This is a genomic window from Micromonospora sp. DT178, assembly GCF_049841695.1.
GTDB lineage: Bacteria > Actinomycetota > Actinomycetes > Mycobacteriales > Micromonosporaceae > Micromonospora.
Window position 1 is genome coordinate 72746 of the sequence record NZ_JBNCKV010000026.1, and the last position, 15952, is coordinate 88697.

Below are 15952 nucleotides of genomic sequence, written 5' to 3' on the forward strand. Positions count from 1 at the left end.
GCGGGAATGGTCACTGCCGTTCGTTCAACGGGAACGGGAGGATGGACATCATGGTCCGTGACGACGTCACGGGCGAACTGCTGGTCTTTCCGCACAGCGGCAGCTTCCGTGGTGGCGAGACCTTCGACGAGCCGGTGCTGATCAGCACCGGTTTCCACCCGGAGCGGAACCACGGGCTGGTCCGTCCCATCGACGTCAACGGCAACGGCTACGCCGACGTCATCGGCGTGAGCATGACGCACATGAACGAGACGCACGGGATCTTCCTCTACCCGAACAAGGGCGGGCTGAACGGTCTCGACACCCTCGGTGAGCCGATCCGCATCTCCGGCGCCCGCGACGACAAGAAGTGGGAGACCCTGGGCATCGCGGACGTCGACCTGGACGGCTGCGACGACATGTTCGGCCGCGAGCAGAACGCCGGCCACGTGGACGCGTTCTTCAACCAGCGGCAGGTCAAGCAGAACGAGACGTACGACCGCACCGCGCACCGCCTGGTGACCGTCGACGTCGAGGACTTCCCGCTGGCGATGGCCGACCTCACCGGCACCGGCCGGCCCGACCTGCTGGTCCGGCGGGCGAACGGCGACCTGGACCTGTACGAGTTCGCGCACGACACCTCCGGCGAGGGTCCGTGGTGGCGGGGCGAGGGCCGTTGGTTCACGCTCGGCCGGGGCTGGCAGGAGTACGAGATCATCACGGTGACCGACATCGACCTGGACGGCCGTCCGGACCTGCTGGGTCTGCGCGCCGACGGCACGCTCGTCGTCCACCTGCACAACGGCAAGTTCGACCCGGACCGGCCGTTCGCGACGCTGTCCGAGCCGGAGGTCGTCGCGACCGGCTGGCAGAAGTACTCGGTGGTGAGCTGACGTGGGTCAGCTCGCGCCGCAACCGGGCGGGCCGCCACGCGCGGTCCCGCGACCCGGCACGGTGGACGTACGACGAGAGGGGCAGTGGTGAGCGCGAACGAGGCCGGCGACCAGGCCGGGTGGCGGTTGGTGGTGGAATCGAAACGCTGCATCAGCTCGGGTTTCTGCGTGGGCAGCGCGCCGGACCACTTCGCGATGGACCCCGTCTCCCGGCCGCTGGCCGACGTGGTGGCGCCGTCCGATCCGGTGGTCGAGGCCGCTGAGTTCTGCCCGGTGGAGGCCATCTCGGTGCTCGACGCGCAGGACGGGACGCTGATCGCCCCGAAGCGATGACGGCGGGGGCCCGCCGGGTGTGACCACGCCCGGCGGGCCGACGCCCACCCCCAGGCCGCCGTGGGCGGCCTTTTCCGTTTCCGGCCGCGGCCGGGTCCGGGCGGGTCACCGTGGCCTTCTCCTCGCCGGTCAGGTCCTTGCCGCCGCCGGCCAGCAGGGGGCGGCCCCGGGTCAGCTCGATCGACCGGGCGAGCTGCGCTGACGGACGGGGCGGCGCCTGCCGGCGCCGCCCCGTCGGTTCAGATCTTGTCCAGTTCGTTGTCGAGGATGTCGAACAGGTCGTCCGCGGTGACGGAGGCGAGGTCGGCGCTCTCGGCCGGCGCCGGGTTGGACTTGTCGCGCCACTTCGTCAGGAGCCGTTGCAGGGCGGTGGCGATGTCCGTCTCCGCCGCGTCCGCCGTCTCCAGCTCGTCCAGCGTCGCCTCCAGCCTGGCGATGCCGTCGACCAGGGTGCGCAACCGCAGCTTCTCCTGGTTGCCGCCCAACTCCTCGATCAGGTGCTCGACGAGCGCCGTGGGCGTGGGGTGGTCGAACGTCAGCGTCGCCGGCATCCGCAGGCCGGTGGCCTGGTTGAGCCGGTTGCGCAGCTCCACCGCCGTCAGCGAGTCGAAGCCCAGCTGCTTGAACGCCTGGTCCGCCGCGATGGTCTCCACCGACTCGTGGGCCAGCACCGCGGCCACGTTCGTGCGTACCAGGGTCAGCAGCACCTCGCGCTGTTCCGGCTCGGTGAGCCCGGCGAGCCGGCGGGACAGCGGCACCGCGCTGCCGGCCGAGGAGGCGTGCCGGGGGCGGGTGAAGGAGCGCAGCGGTGGCGGCGCCGTCGTGCTCGTGCGCAGGGCGCCCACGTCCAGCCTGATCGGGACCAGGCACGGCTCGTCGGTCCGGCAGGCCGCGTCGAACAGCGCGAGCCCCTCCTCGACGGTGTGCGCCAGCACGCCGGTGCGCCCGATGCGGGCGAGGTCGGTCTCGGTCAGCCCACCGGTCATCGCGCCACCGCTGCGCCACAGGCCCCAGGCCAGCGACGTCGCCGGGAGGCCGGCGGCCCGGCGGTGCGCGGCGAGCGCGTCCAGGTAGGCGTTCGCCGCCGCGTAGTTCGCCTGGCCGGCCGTGCCGAGCACCCCGGTCGCCGAGGAGAAGAGCACGAACAGCTCGACGTCGCCGGCCAGCTCGTGCAGGTTGAGCGCGGCGTCGACCTTGGCCCGCAGGACCGTGTCCACCCGTTCCGGCGTGAGCGACTCGATCGTCCCGTCGTCCAGCACGCCCGCGGCGTGCACGACGCCGACCAGGTCGGGCTGGGACGCCAGGAGTTCCGCCAGCGCGGCCCGGTCCGCGGCGTCGCAGGCGGCGACCGTGATCCTGGCGCCCAGCGACTCCAGCTCGGCCGTCAGCTCCGCGGCGCCCGGCGCGGCCGGTCCCCGGCGGGAGGTCAGCACGAGGTGCCGCGCACCGTGCGCGGTGACCAGGTGGCGGGCCAGCGCGGCGCCCAGTGCTCCGGTGCCGCCGGTGACGAGCACGGTGCCCGCCGGGTCGAACAGGCGGCGGTCCGAGGCGGCCGCGAACGTCGCGAGCCTCGGCACGGTCGACACCCCGTCGCGGACGGCCACCTGCGGTTCGCCGGTCGCGACGGCCGCGCCGACGAGGGCCGGGTCGTCGGTGTCGACGAGGACGAAGCGGTCGGGGTGCTCGGTCTGCGCGGAGCGGACCAGGCCCCAGACCGCCGCCCCCGCCGGGTTCGTGCCGTCGGTCGCGCCCCGGGACACGAACACCAGCGGGGAACGGTCGCCGGGCAGCCACTCCTGGACCGCCGCGAGCGCGTCGTGCACGGCGGCCCGCACCGCCTTGGCGTCCGTGCCGGTGCCGACCGGGAACACGTCGAAGGCGTCGGCGGGGGTCACGGGCGTGGGGACCGGCAGCCACTCCAACCGGTGCAGCCCGTCCGGGCCGGCGGTGGAGCGCAGCTGCTCGATCGTCACCGGGCGCGCGACCAGGGACTCGACCGTGGCCACCGGCATCCCGGTGCCGTCGGCGAGGGCCAGGGCGTACGCGTCCTGAGCGGTGGGCGTGATCCGTACCCGCAGCGCCGTCGCCCCGGTGGCCAGCACCCGTACGCCGTGCCAGCTGAACGGCAGGCGCAGCGGACCGTCGGTCCCGGTGGCCAGGGAGATCGGGTGCAGGGCCGCGTCCAGCAGCGCCGGGTGCAGTCCGAAGCGGCCCGTGGGCGCGTCGGCGGGGAGCGCGACCTCCGCGAGCAGTTCGTCGCCGCGGCGCCAGGCTGCCACCAGTCCCCGAAACGCGGGGCCGTAGTCGATGCCGAGGTCGGCGATGCGGTCGTACAGGTCCTCGACCGGGGCGGGGACGGCGTCGGCGGGTGGCCACTCACCGGCCCAGCCGGTGTCGGGCTCCGTGGCGGCGTCGAGCAGGCCGCTCGCGTGCTGCGTCCACGGCTCGCCGTCGGGTGCGTCCTCGCGTCGGGAGTGCACCCGCAGCGGCCGGCGGCCGGCCTCGTCGGGTTCCCCGACCTCCACCTGGATCCGTACCGCGCCGTCCGGCGGCAGCACCAGCGGCGCGTGCAGGGTCAGCTCCTCGATGAGGTCGAGGTCGACGTGCTCGGCGGCCCGCCGCGCGAGTTCGACGAACGCGGCGCCCGGCAGCAGGACGGTGCCCAGGACGGCGTGGTCGGCGAGCCAGGGCTGCTCGCGCAGGGACAGCCGGCCGGTGAGCACGCTCCGCTCCGAATCGGCGAGTCCCAGCACCGCGCCGAGCAGTGGGTGGTCCGCCGCCCCGAGGCCGAGTCCGCCGGCGTCGGCGGGGGAGTCGTCGGGGACCAGCCAGTACCGCTGGTGCTGGAACGGATACGTCGGCAGCTCCACCTCGCGGGCGCCCGCCAGGTACGCGCCGGCGTCGGGGCCGGCTCCGGCGGTGAAGAGCTGCCCGACGGCCTTGACGAGGGTCGCGGTTTCGGGTTGTCCGCGGCGGGTGGTGGCGATGGCGGTGGTGTCGCCGGTGGCGGCGGCGGTGGCGAGGACGGTGTCGGGGCCGATCTCGAGGAGGGTGTCGACGTTGCAGGTGGTGGTGAGGGTGGTGATGGCGTCGTGGAAGCGGACGGTGTGGCGGACCTGGTCGACCCAGTAGTCGGGGGTGGGGGTGAGGGGTCGGCCGGTGACGGTGGAGATGACGGGGATGGTGGGTTGGTGGTGGGTGATGGACGCGGCGACGGCACGGTAGTCGTCGAGCATGGGTTCCATCAGGTGGGAGTGGAAGGCGTGGGAGACGGTGAGGCGTTTGGTTCGGTGGCCTTGTGCGGCGAGTGTTTCGGCGGTGGTGAGGGTGGCGGTTTCGTCGCCGGAGAGGACGAGGTCGGTGGCGGTGTTGATGGCGGCGATGCCGACGCCGTCGGTGAGGTGGGGCGCGACCTGGTCTTCGGTGGCCTGTACGGCGATCATGGCGCCGCCGGTGGGGAGGTTCTGCATGAGGCGGGCGCGGGCGGTGACGAGGGTGGCGGCGTCGGTGAGGTCGAGGATGCCGGCGATGTGGGCGGCGGTGAGTTCGCCGATGGAGTGTCCGGCGAGGTGGTCGGGGCGGATGCCCCAGGATTCGAGGAGTCGGTAGAGGGCGGTTTCGAAGGCGAACAGGGCGGGTTGGGTGTAGCCGGTCTGGTGCAGCTCGTCGGTGTCGATGACCTCGCGTAGGGGCCGGTCGAGGTGCTTGTCCAGGACGGCGCACACCTCGTCGAACGCGGCGGCGAAGACGGGGTACGCGGCGGCGAGTTCGGCGCCCATGCCCAACCGCTGCGCCCCCTGCCCCGTGAACAGGAACGCGAGCCTGCCGGCCCCGGGGGTGCCGGTGACCAGGTTGGCGGCCTCCCGGCCGGCGGCCAGCGCGGCGAGGCCGTCGAGGAGTTCCCGCCGGTCGGTCCCGACGACGGCGGCCCGCTGCGTGAACCGGACCCGGGCGGCCAGGGATCGGGCGACGTCGGCGTCCGGCAGTTCGGGCCGGGTCGCGAGGTGGTCGTGCAGGCGGCGGGCCTGCTCCCGCAGGGCCTGCTCCGAGCGGGCGGACAGCAGCCACGGCAGCGCCGGCGGCGTGCCGGCGTCTGCGCCGTCCGGTTCGGCGGGCGGCTCCTCGATGATCACGTGCGCGTTCGTGCCGCTGACGCCGAACGAGGAGACCCCGGCGCGGCGCGGGTGGCCGTTCGGCTGCCACTCGGCGGGCTCGGTCAGCAGCGCGACGGAGCCCGCCGACCAGTCGACCTTCGGGGACGGCTCGTCGACGTGCAGGGTGCGCGGCAGCAGCCCGTTGCGCAGGGCGAGGATCATCTTGATGACGCCGCCGACGCCGGCGGCGGCCTGGGCGTGGCCGATGTTGGACTTGAGTGAGCCGAGCCAGAGGGGGCGTCCGCGGTCCTGGCCGTAGGTGGCGAGGATGGCCTGGGCCTCGATGGGGTCGCCGAGGGTGGTGCCGGTGCCGTGTGCCTCGACGGCGTCGACCTGGTCGGGGGTGAGGCCGGCGTTGGCGAGTGCGGCGCGGATGACGCGCTGCTGCGAGGGGCCGTTGGGGGCGGTGAGGCCGTTGGAGGCGCCGTCCTGGTTGACGGCGGAGCCGCGTACCACTGCGAGCACGCGGTGGCCGTTGCGGCGCGCGTCGGAGAGCCGCTCGACCACCAGTACGCCGACGCCCTCCGCCCAGCCGGTGCCGTCGGCTGCGGCGGCGAACGACTTGCACCGGCCGTCGCGGGCGAGGCCCCGCTGCTTGGAGAACTCGACGTAGAGGCCGGGCGTGGACATGACGGTCACGCCGCCGGTGAGCGCGAGGGAGCACTCGCCGGAGCGCAGCGCCTGCACGGCGAGGTGCAGGGCGACCAGCGACGACGAGCAGGCGGTGTCGACGGTGACCGCGGGCCCCTCCAGCCCGAACGTGTACGCCACCCGGCCCGAGGCGACGCTGCCGGCGGTTCCGGTGCCCCAGAACCCTTCGACCTCGTCGGGTACGGCGCCCGACCGGGCGGCGTAGTCGTGCGTCATGAGGCCGGCGAAGACACCGGTGGGTGAGCCGCGCAGCGTGTCCGGTCGCAGGCCGGCGTTCTCCAGCGCCGCCGAGCAGGTTTCCAGGAACACCCGCTGCTGCGGGTCCATCGCCAGCGCCTCGCGGGGGCTGATGCCGAAGAACTCCGCGTCGAACCCGGCCGCGTCGAGCAGGAATCCGCCCCGGTCGACGTAGCTGGTGCCGGGGGTGTCCGGGTCTGGGTCGAACAGGGTGTCCAGCTGCCAGCCACGGTCGGTCGGGAAGCCGGTGATGCCCTCGCGGCCGTCAACCAACATTCGCCACAGCTCGTCCGGCGAGGTGACGCCGCCGGGGTAGCGGCAGGCCATGCCGACGATCGCGATGGGCTCGTCGGTGGGACGGGCGGCGACCGCCGCCACGGCGCGCTGCGGCTCGTCCTCGCGGCCGCCCAGCTCGCCGCGCAGGTACTCGACGAGGACCTCCGGGGTGGGGTAGTCGAAGGTCAACGTCGCGGGCAGGCGCAGCCCCGTCGCGGTGTTGAGCCGGTTGCGCAACTCGACGGCCATCAGCGAGTCGAAGCCGAGCTGACGGAACGGTTCGGCCACGGAGACCGCGTCCACGTCCGGCTGGGCGAGGACGGTGGCGACCTGCGTACGCACGATGTCGAGCAGCAGCCCGCGCTGCTCCTCTTCGCTGCGCCCGGCCAGCTCGCGGGCCAGCGCGGTGGCGCCCGGCCGGGTCGCGGCCTGTCGCCGGCGCGGCACCCGGGCCAGGCCGTGCAGCGGCGGCGCGGCGTGCGTCGCGGCGCGCACCGCGGCGACGTCGATGGTGACGGGCACCAGGTGCGCCTCGTCCGAGCGGCACGCGGCGTCGAACAGCGCGTGCCCTTCCTCGACGCTGTGCGGCAGGAGACCGCCGCGCGCGATGCGGGCCAGGTCGGTCTCGCCGAGCTGGCCGGTCATGGCGCTGGCCTGCGCCCACAGGCCCCAGGACAGCGAGGTCGCCGAGCGGCCCTCGGCCCGCCGCTGTGCGGCCAGGCCGTCGAGGAACGCGTTCGCCGCCGCGTAGTTCGCCTGCCCGGCGGTGCCGATGACGCTCGCGACCGAGGAGTAGAGCACGAACAGCTCCACGTCGCCGGCCAGCTCGTGCAGGTGGAGTGCGGCGTCCATCTTGGGCCGCAGGACGGCGTCCAGGCGTTCGGGCGTGAGCGACTCCAGGATGCCGTCGTCGAGCACGCCCGCGGTGTGGACCACGCCCGCCAGCGGCCGGGCGAGCCCGGCGAGCAGTGTTTCCAGCGCCTCGCGGTCGGCGGTGTCGCACGCGACGACGTCGACCGTGGTGGCGCCGAGGGCGGCCAGCTCCTCGGTCAGCTCGGCGGCGCCGGGCGCGTCCGCGCCGCGCCGCGAGACGAGGAGCAGGTGTTCCGCGCCGTGCCGGGTGACCAGGTGGCGGGCGAGCGCGGCGCCGAGCGTACCGGTGCCACCGGTGATCAGGACCGTGCCGGCCGGGTCGAAGAGCGCGCCCTCGGGGGCGGCGGAGGGGTGCCGCGCGAGCCGCGGCACGGTCAGCGCCCCGTCGCGGACGGCGAGCTGCGGCTCCCCGGTGGCGATCGCGGCGGCGAGGGCGCGCTCCGACCTGTCGGTGCCGTCGGTCTCGACGAGGACGAAGCGGTCCGGGTGCTCGGTCTGGGCGGAGCGGACCAGACCCCAGGCGGAGGCCCCCGCGAGATCCCCGCGGCGGGTGACCACGGCCAGCCGTCCGGTGCCGGCCGCCGCCTCCTGGACCCTCGCCAGGGTGAGGTGCAAGGACCGCCGTACGGCGTCGGCGGTGTCGCCCGCCTCGACGCGGAACACCTCGACGTCGGGCGTGCCGGTGCCCGTCGGGGCGGTCACCGGCACCCATTCCGTGTGGTAGAGGGCCGCGCTGGGGCCGCTCGCGCCGGTCAGTCCGCTCGTCGTGACGGGGCGCACCGCGACCGCGTCGGCGCTCAGCACCGGGTTGCCCTCGTCGTCGGTGGTGCTCACCCGCAGGGTGTTCTCGCCGGCCGGGGTCAGCCGGACCCGCACCGCCGAGGCCCCCCGGCGGTGCACCCGCACCCCGCGCCAGGAGAACGGCAGCCACGCCCGGCCCGCCGGGTCCCCGCCGCCGTCGACGTGCAGCACGAGCGGGTGCATGGCGGCGTCGAGCAGCGCCGGGTGCACGCCGTAGCGCACGGCGGCCGGCTCGTCCTCGGCGCGCAGGGTGGCCCGGGCGAACAGTTCGTCGCCGCGCCGCCACACCTCCTGCACGCCCTGGAAGGCGGGGCCGTAGCAGAAGCCACGCGCCAGCAGCCAGCCGTAGAAGTCGCCGATGTCGACGGGCTCCGCGCCGGGCGGCGGCCACTCCTCCACGGCCGGGGCCGGCGTCGGCGCGTCGGCCAGCATGCCCGACGCGTGGCTCGTCCACTCCGCGCCCGGCGTGTGCCCGGCCGGCTGGGAGTACACGCCGAACTCGCGGCGGCCCTGCTCGTCGGGTCGGCCGACCCACACCTGGATGTTGACCCGCTGCTGCTCGGTCAGCGTCAGCGGGGCCTGGAGGGTGAGTTCCTCGATCGTGCCGCTGCCGGTGTGCTCGGCGGCGTGCGCGGCCAGTTCCAGGAACGCCGTACCGGGCAGCAGGACGGTGTCGAGGACGGCGTGGTCGGTGAGCCAGGGCTGCTCGCGCAGGGAGAGCCGTCCCGTGAGCACGAGCCGGTCGGTGTCGACGACGCCCAGCACCGCGCCGAGCAGCGGGTGGCGCGCCGCGGTGAGGCCCGCCGCGGCCACGTCGCCGCCGCCCGAGGGCCGCAGCCAGTACGACCTCCGCTGGAACGGGTACGTCGGCAGCTCGACGGTCCGGGCGCCGGTGAAGTAGCGGTCGGCGTCGGGGGCGGTGCCGGTGGTGAAGAGGTGTCCGACGGCCCTGGCGAGGGTGTGGGTCTCGGGGTGTCCCCGACGCATGGTGGCGATGCCGGTGGCGTCGCCGGTGGTGGTGGCCAGGACGGTGTCGGGGCCGATCTCCAGGAAGGTGTCGACGTGGTGCTCGGTGGTGAGCCGCTGGACGGCGTCGCGGAAGCGGACGGCCCGGCGGACCTGGTCGACCCAGTGCTCGGGGGTGGAGCGCAGGGGCCGTCCGTCGACGGTGGAGATCAGGCCGATGCGGGGTTCGTGGTGGGTGATGGACTCGGCGACGGCGCGGTAGGCGTCGAGCATCGGGTCCATCAGGTGGGAGTGCGCGCCCAGCGGGATCGGCAGCCGCTTGGTCTTGTGGCCGAGCGCGGCGAGCTGCTCGGCGGCGGCGAGCGTCGCGGCCTCGTCGCCGGAGATGACCAGGTCGGTGGGGGTGTTGATGGCGGCGATGCCGACCTGGTCGCTCAGGTAGCCGGTGACCTGCTCCTCGGTGGCCTGCACGGCGACCATCGCGCCGCCCAGGGGCAGGGCCGCCATGAGGGTGGCGCGCGCGGCGACGAGCTTCGCGGCGTCGGCGAGCGACCAGACCCCGGCGACGTACGCGGCGGAGAGCTCGCCGAGGGAGTGTCCGGCCACGAAGTCGGGGCGGATGCCCCACGACTCGACGAGCCGGTGGAGGGCGACCTCGAAGGCGAACAGGGCGGGCTGCGTGTACGCGAACCGGTGCAGGTCGTCGCTGCGGATGATCTCGCGTACCGGCCGGTCCAGGTGCCGGTCCAGCTCGGCGCAGGCCTCGTCGAACGCGTTCGCGAAGACGGGGTACGCGGCGGCGAGTTCGGTGCCCATGCCGAGGTACTGGGCGCCCGTACCGGTGAACAGGAACGCCAGCCCGCCGGAGCCGGCGGTGCCGGTCAGCACGTCGGGCGCACTCCCGCCGGCGGCGAGGGCGGCGAGGGAGTCGAGCATGTCCTGCCGGGTGGCGCCGGTGACGGCGGCCCGGTGGCCGAAGGCGACCCGGGTGGTGGCGAGGGAGCGGCCGACGTCGGCGACCGCCAGGTCGGGGCGGGCGGTCAGGTGCTCGTGCAGGCGGTGGGCCTGCTCCCGCAGCGCCTGCTCGGAGCGCGCCGACAGCAGCCACGGCACCACCGACGGCGTGGCGTCCGGGGCGGCGGCGGTGGCAGTGGCGTCCGGGGCGGCGGCGTCCGGGGTGGCGGCGGCCTCCGGATCGGCGGCGGGCGGCTCCTCGATGATCACGTGCGCGTTCGTGCCGCTCATGCCAAAGGACGAGACGGCGGCGCGGCGCGGACGGTCGCCGGCGGGCCACGCGACCGGCTCGGTCAGCAGCGACACCGCCCCGGCCGACCAGTCCACCTTGCGGCTCGGCTCCGAGACGTGCAGGGTGCGCGGCAGCAGCCCGTTGCGCAGGGCGAGGATCATCTTGATGACGCCGCCGACGCCGGCGGCGGCCTGCGTGTGCCCGATGTTGGACTTGAGTGAGCCGAGCCAGAGGGGGCGTTCGCGGTCCTGGCCGTAGGTGGCGAGGATGGCCTGGGCCTCGATGGGGTCGCCGAGGGTGGTGCCGGTGCCGTGTGCCTCGACGGCGTCGACCTCGTCGGCGGTGAGGCCGGCGTTGGCCAGCGCGGCCCGGATGACGCGCTGCTGCGAGGGGCCGTTCGGGGCGGTGAGGCCGTTGGAGGCGCCATCCTGGTTGACGGCGGAGCCGCGTACCACCGCGAGCACGCGGTGGCCGTTGCGGCGCGCGTCGGAGAGCCGCTCGACCACCAGTACGCCGGCGCCCTCGCCCCAGCCGGTGCCGTCGGCGTCGTCGGAGAACGCCTTGCACCGCCCGTCGGGGGAGAGGCCCTTCTGCCGGGAGAACTCGGTGAAGGTGTCCGTGCCGGACATCACCGTCACCCCGCCCGCCAGGGCCATCGCGCACTCGCCGGAGCGCAGCGCCCGGACGGCCAGGTGCAGGGCGACCAGCGACGCCGAGCAGGCGGTGTCGACGGTCATCGCCTGGCCCTCCAGGCCCAGGGCGTACGCGATCCGGCCGGACGCCACGCTGCCGTGGGTGCCGGTGATGAGGAAGCCGTCGACCCCGTCCTCCTCGCTGTGCCCGGCCCGGCCGTAGTCCTGCACGTGCAGGCCCGTGAAGACGGCGGTGTCGCTGCCGCGCAGCGAGTTCGGCGGGATGCCGGCGTGCTCCAGCGCCTCCCACGCGGTCTCCATCAGCACCCGCTGCTGCGGGTCCATCGCCAGCGCCTCGCGGGGGCTGATACCGAAGAACTCCGCGTCGAACTCGTCGGCGTCGTACAGGAAGCCGCCGGCGGTCGCGCTGCACGTGCCCGGCCCGTCGCCCGCGAAGAGCGCGGCGAGGTCCCAGCCGCGGTTGGTGGGGAACTCGCCGATGGCGTCCACCCCGCCCTCGACGATCCGCCAGAGGTCGTCGGGGGAGGTGACGCCGCCGGGATAGCGGCAGGCCATGCCGACGATCGCGATGGGTTCGTCGTCGTCGTGGGTTTCGGCGACTGTCGCTTCCTGCTCGACCGCGCCGAGGCCCAGGGCGTCCAGCAGGTGGCCGGCGACGATGTCGGGGGTCGGGTAGTCGAAGACCAGGCTCGCCGGCAGGTTCAGGCCGGTCGTGGCGCAGAGCCGGCCCCGCAGCTGTACGGCGGTGAGGGAGTCGAAGCCGAGCTGGCGGAACGGCGTCTCGCCCTCGATCGTCGGGGGCGCCTGGTCGCGCAGGACCTCGCGCGTGGCGGCCCGTACGACGTCGCGCAGCAGGCCGAGGCGGTCGGGCTCCGGCACGGCCAGCAGCCGCTCGGTGAGGGCGGCCCGGGTGCCCTCGGGGTCGACCTCGGCGGGCGCCACGGGACGCGCGGCGACCACGCAGGGCTCGCCCGCGGCCAGCGCGGCGTCGAGCAGGGCGGTGCGGCGTGCCACGGGCAGTTCGGCGAAGCCGGGAGCGGCCCAGGCCACGGAGACGCCGGGCAGGTCGCGCGCGCGGCGGTGCCGCACCAGCGCGTCGGCGACGGCGGTGGCGGCGGCGTCCTGGCCGCCGGTGAGCAGCACGAGCGCGGTCGCGGCGGGCGCGGGCGTCGCCTCGTGCAGCGCCAGCAGTTCCTCGGTCGTGAGGTCCACTGCCACGACGGCGGTGAGCGGCCGGTCGCCGAGCACGGCCGCCAGCGACTCCCGGTCGAACGGCACGCCCGGGTGCACGGCCGCCTCGGCGCCGTACGCCGCCAGTTCGGCCGCCGCGTCGGCGGGAACGTCGTCGGGTCCCACCAGGACCAGGTCGCGGACGTCGTGGGCCGCCACGAGGTGGCGGGCGAGCGCCGCGTCGTACGAGCGGGCGACGAGCGCGACCGTGCCCCGCTGCGGTGCGCCGCCGGCCCGGGTGGGGACGGCCGCGTACCTCGGCAGGAGCAGTTCGCCCGCGCGTACGGCGAGCACGTCCTCGCCGGAGGCCACGGCGGCGCGCAGCACGTCCGTGCTGACCTCGTCGGCGTCCACCAGCACGAGCCGGTCGGGGTGGCGCAGCTGGTGGGCCCGCGCCACCGCCCACGCGACGGCCCGCCGGGGATCCGTGGCGTCGTCGCCGTGGACGGCGCCACGGGTCAGCACGACCAGCCGGGAATCCGCCGGCCGGTCCTCGTCGAGCACCCGGGTCAGCAGCTCGGCCAGCGCGGCGGGGTCGGCGTAGGTGTCGACGGCGGGTCCGTCGCCGGCGAGGCCGGCGGTGAGTTCGGGCGGGCCCGCCACCGACCAGGTCGGCCGGGTCGCGGCGGCGTCCGTGCCGGCCTGCTCCGGGTGATCGGCGGTCGGCGCCGGCTCCCAGTGGAGCGCGTGCAACGCGTCGTGCCGCGACGCGGCCACGCGGAGCAGGCGGCCGGGCAGCCCGGGCAGCCGGTGGCGCGCGGGGCTGCCCATGGCGGTGCGCGGGATCTCCCGCACCAGGTACGTCTCGACCGGCACGGCCGCCGCGGACAGCTCCGCGCGGCACGTCGCCAGCAGGCGGTCGGCATCCACGTCGGACCCGACCACGTACGCCACCGGCCCGTCCGAGGAGGCCCGGGTCGCCGCGTCGCGCACCCCGGGCACGGTCCGCAGCACGGTGTCGGTGCGGTCCAGCCGGACCCGCTCGCCGCCGACCTCGGCCACGTCGGCCAACCGGCCGGTGATCGCGAGGTGCCCGGAGTCGTCGCGGCGGGCCAGGTCGCCCGTGCGGTACCAGCCCCCGCGCAGCGCCTCGGCCGTCTCGGCGGCGCGGTCGTGGTAGCCGCCGGCCATCACGTTCGGGCCGCTGACCCAGACCTCACCCTCCTGGCCGGGGCCCAGGTCGGCGCCCGATGCGGGGTCGACCACCCGCAGGCTCGACCCCGGCAGGGGCAGGCAGCGCCGTTCGGCGTCGCCGTCCGGCCAGCTCACCGCGATCAGGCCGGACGTCTCGGTGGTCACGTATCCGGTGAGCAGCGGCGCGGCGAACGCCGCCTCGAAGGGCCGGCGCAGCGTCGCGTCCACCGGGCCGAGGGCCAGCGCGATCCGTACGCCCTCCGGGGCCGGGCCCGGCGCGTCCAGCAGGGCCCGGTGCGTCGGGCCGGTGCCCACCAGCACGGTGCTGCCCTGCGCGGCGAGCGCGGCCCGCAGCTCGTCGGGGGAGAGGCCGCCCGCGAGCCGTACCGACGCCCCCGCCGCGGTGGCGGCGAGCAGCTGCCCGAACCAGGCGTGCACGGGCGGCATCCACAGCACCCGGTCGTCCGCGGTGCAGCCGAGTCCGGCCACGTACGCCGCCGCGGCGGCGGGCCACAGCGCGTTGCGCTGCGTGGACAGCACACCCTTGCGGGGGCCGGTCGTCCCCGCGGTGTAGGTGAGGAACGCCAGGTCGTCGAGGCCGGCGTCGTCCTGGGGCGGCGACGACGGGTCGGTCGTCGCCAGCTCCTCGAACGAGTGCGCCTCGCCGTCGTACGCGCCGTCGACGACGAGGACCGACACGGCCACCCGCGCCGCGTTGGCCGCGTCGGTGACCACCGCGTCGGCGCCCGCGTCCTCGACCAGCCGGGCCAGCTCGGCGTCGTCCAGGGCCGGGTCCAGCGGCACGGCGATGCCGCCGGCCCGGACGACCGCGAGGACGCCCTCCACCGCCGCGACGCCGTCGAGCAGGACGACGACGCGGTCCGCCGGCCACACGCCGAGATCGGCGAGGTGGCCGGCGAGCCGCGCTGTCCGTTCCGCCAGCTCCGCGTGGGTCACGCTCCGCCCTGAGTCGGCGTACGCGATCCGGGTGCCGGACCGTTCGGCGTTGGTCCGGAGCAGTTCGGGCAGGGGACGGAGCAGATCGGTACGCGGCATGGTTCAACAACCTCTTGTCGGACAGGAGTTGCGATGCGGGCCGGGAAGGAGAGCGCTCAGACCGTGACCGGGAGGGAGACCAGTGCGGGCACCAGCGGCGTACGCCGGACCTTCAGCGACTCCCGGGGTGCGGCGAGCTTGATGTTCGGGAAACGGGTGAACAGCTGACGCAACGCGATGGTCGTCTCCATCCGGGCCAGCTCCGAACCCGAGCAGAAGTGGGGGCCGCCGCCGAACGCCACGTGTCCCTTGTCCTCGCGGTCGATGTCGAGCACCTGCGGATCGGGGAACCGCTTCGGGTCGTTGCCCGCCGCCGTCAGGTGCAGCAGCACCGTCTCGCCCTTGGCGATCTTCGTGCCGTCGATCTCCAGGTCCTCGGTGGCGAAGCGGCGGAAGCCGTGGTGCACGGAGCCGTGCTTGCGCAGCAGCTCCTCGACGGCCACGTCGAACAGGTCCGGGTCCTTGCGGAGCCGCTCCAGCGTCTCCGGGCTGTCCAGCAGCGCCAGCGCGCCCCGGCCGATCATGCCCGCGGTGGTGTCGTACCCGCCCAGCATCGTCAGCAGGGCCAGGGCCATCACCTGGTAGACGTTGAGTTCGGGCTCGCCGTCGGCGTTCTTGGCGTGGATCCAGTACGAGAAGAGGTCCTCGCCGGGCTCCTTCGTCTTCTCCTCGCGGACCATGTTCATGAAGTGCGACATCTTCGTGCGGACCATCGCGTTGGTGTCGTTGTCGCCGCTGAACACCAGGTCCGCCCAGTGCTTCAGGTCCTTGCGGTACTCCTCGCGGATGCCGAGCACGTCGCAGACGATCGTGATCGGCAGGATGGCCGCGTAGTCCTCGACCAGGTCGCCGCCGCCCGCCGCCTCGATCGCGTCCAGCCGGGCCTCGACCAGCTGGTGGACCCGGGGGCGGAAGGTCTCCAGGTTGCGGGGGAGGAAGGTAAAGTTGATCATCTTCTTGAGCCGCGTGTGCTCCGGCGGGTCGAGGGTGACGATCGTCCCGGTCGCCTCGCCCTCCGGGAAGCGCTTGCTGGTGAAGTCGCCGTTGCTGTACTCGCGGGGCCGCGCGAGGCGCCTGTCGCGCAGCGCGGAGTAGACCTCGGCGTGGCCGGTCACCAGCCACACGGGGCCGTGGTCGTCGAGGCAGGTCCGGTGGACGGCGCCCTTCTCGTGCAGTGACGCGTATAGCTCGTACGCCGCGTACGGGCTCGCGAAGTAGTCGTCGTCCATCAGCATCTGATGCCCGTGCGCCGGGCACTTGTTCGCCATGTCGTCCTCGCTGTGGTCGCTGAGCAGGAGTCGCCGTCGGCCTCTGGTGCGCCAGGCGTCACGGACCGCGCGCGCCCCTGATGTTGCCCGTAACTGGTCCACGCTCGGGTAATCGTGGAAGCGATCGTGGCTGGTGTGGGGGTGGGTCAGTGGGTCAGTGCGGGGATTTGGATTTTGGCGTCGTGTTCGAGGATGCGTTGTT

4 protein-coding genes are annotated in these 15952 nt (G+C 74.7%); 2 read left to right on the plus strand and 2 right to left on the minus strand.

Going from position 1 to position 15952, the window contains the following annotated elements; genetic code table 11:
* The first annotated feature begins 50 nt into the window (after nucleotides 1-50).
* Together ACLQ22_RS30245 and ACLQ22_RS30250 are read left to right on the plus strand one after the other, a co-directional pair.
* Entirely contained in the window at nucleotides 51-872 is an 822-nt protein-coding gene (locus ACLQ22_RS30245; protein ID WP_425695310.1) for an FG-GAP-like repeat-containing protein, read from the plus strand.
* 87 nt (nucleotides 873-959) lie between these two features.
* Entirely contained in the window at nucleotides 960-1205 is a 246-nt protein-coding gene (locus tag ACLQ22_RS30250; protein WP_425695311.1) for a ferredoxin, read from the plus strand.
* 239 nt (nucleotides 1206-1444) lie between these two features.
* Here ACLQ22_RS30250 and ACLQ22_RS30255 read toward each other — a convergent pair whose 3' ends face one another.
* The gene (locus tag ACLQ22_RS30255; protein WP_425695312.1) at nucleotides 1445-14482 is read right to left on the minus strand and encodes an SDR family NAD(P)-dependent oxidoreductase; all 13038 of its coding nucleotides are present in this window, start codon (nucleotides 14480-14482) and stop codon (nucleotides 1445-1447) included.
* Nucleotides 14483-14538: 56 nt separating this feature from the next.
* A complete protein-coding gene (locus ACLQ22_RS30260; RefSeq protein WP_425695313.1) occupies nucleotides 14539-15750 on the minus strand; it encodes a cytochrome P450 in 1212 nt (403 codons plus the stop codon).
* Nucleotides 15751-15952: the final 202 nt, after the last annotated feature.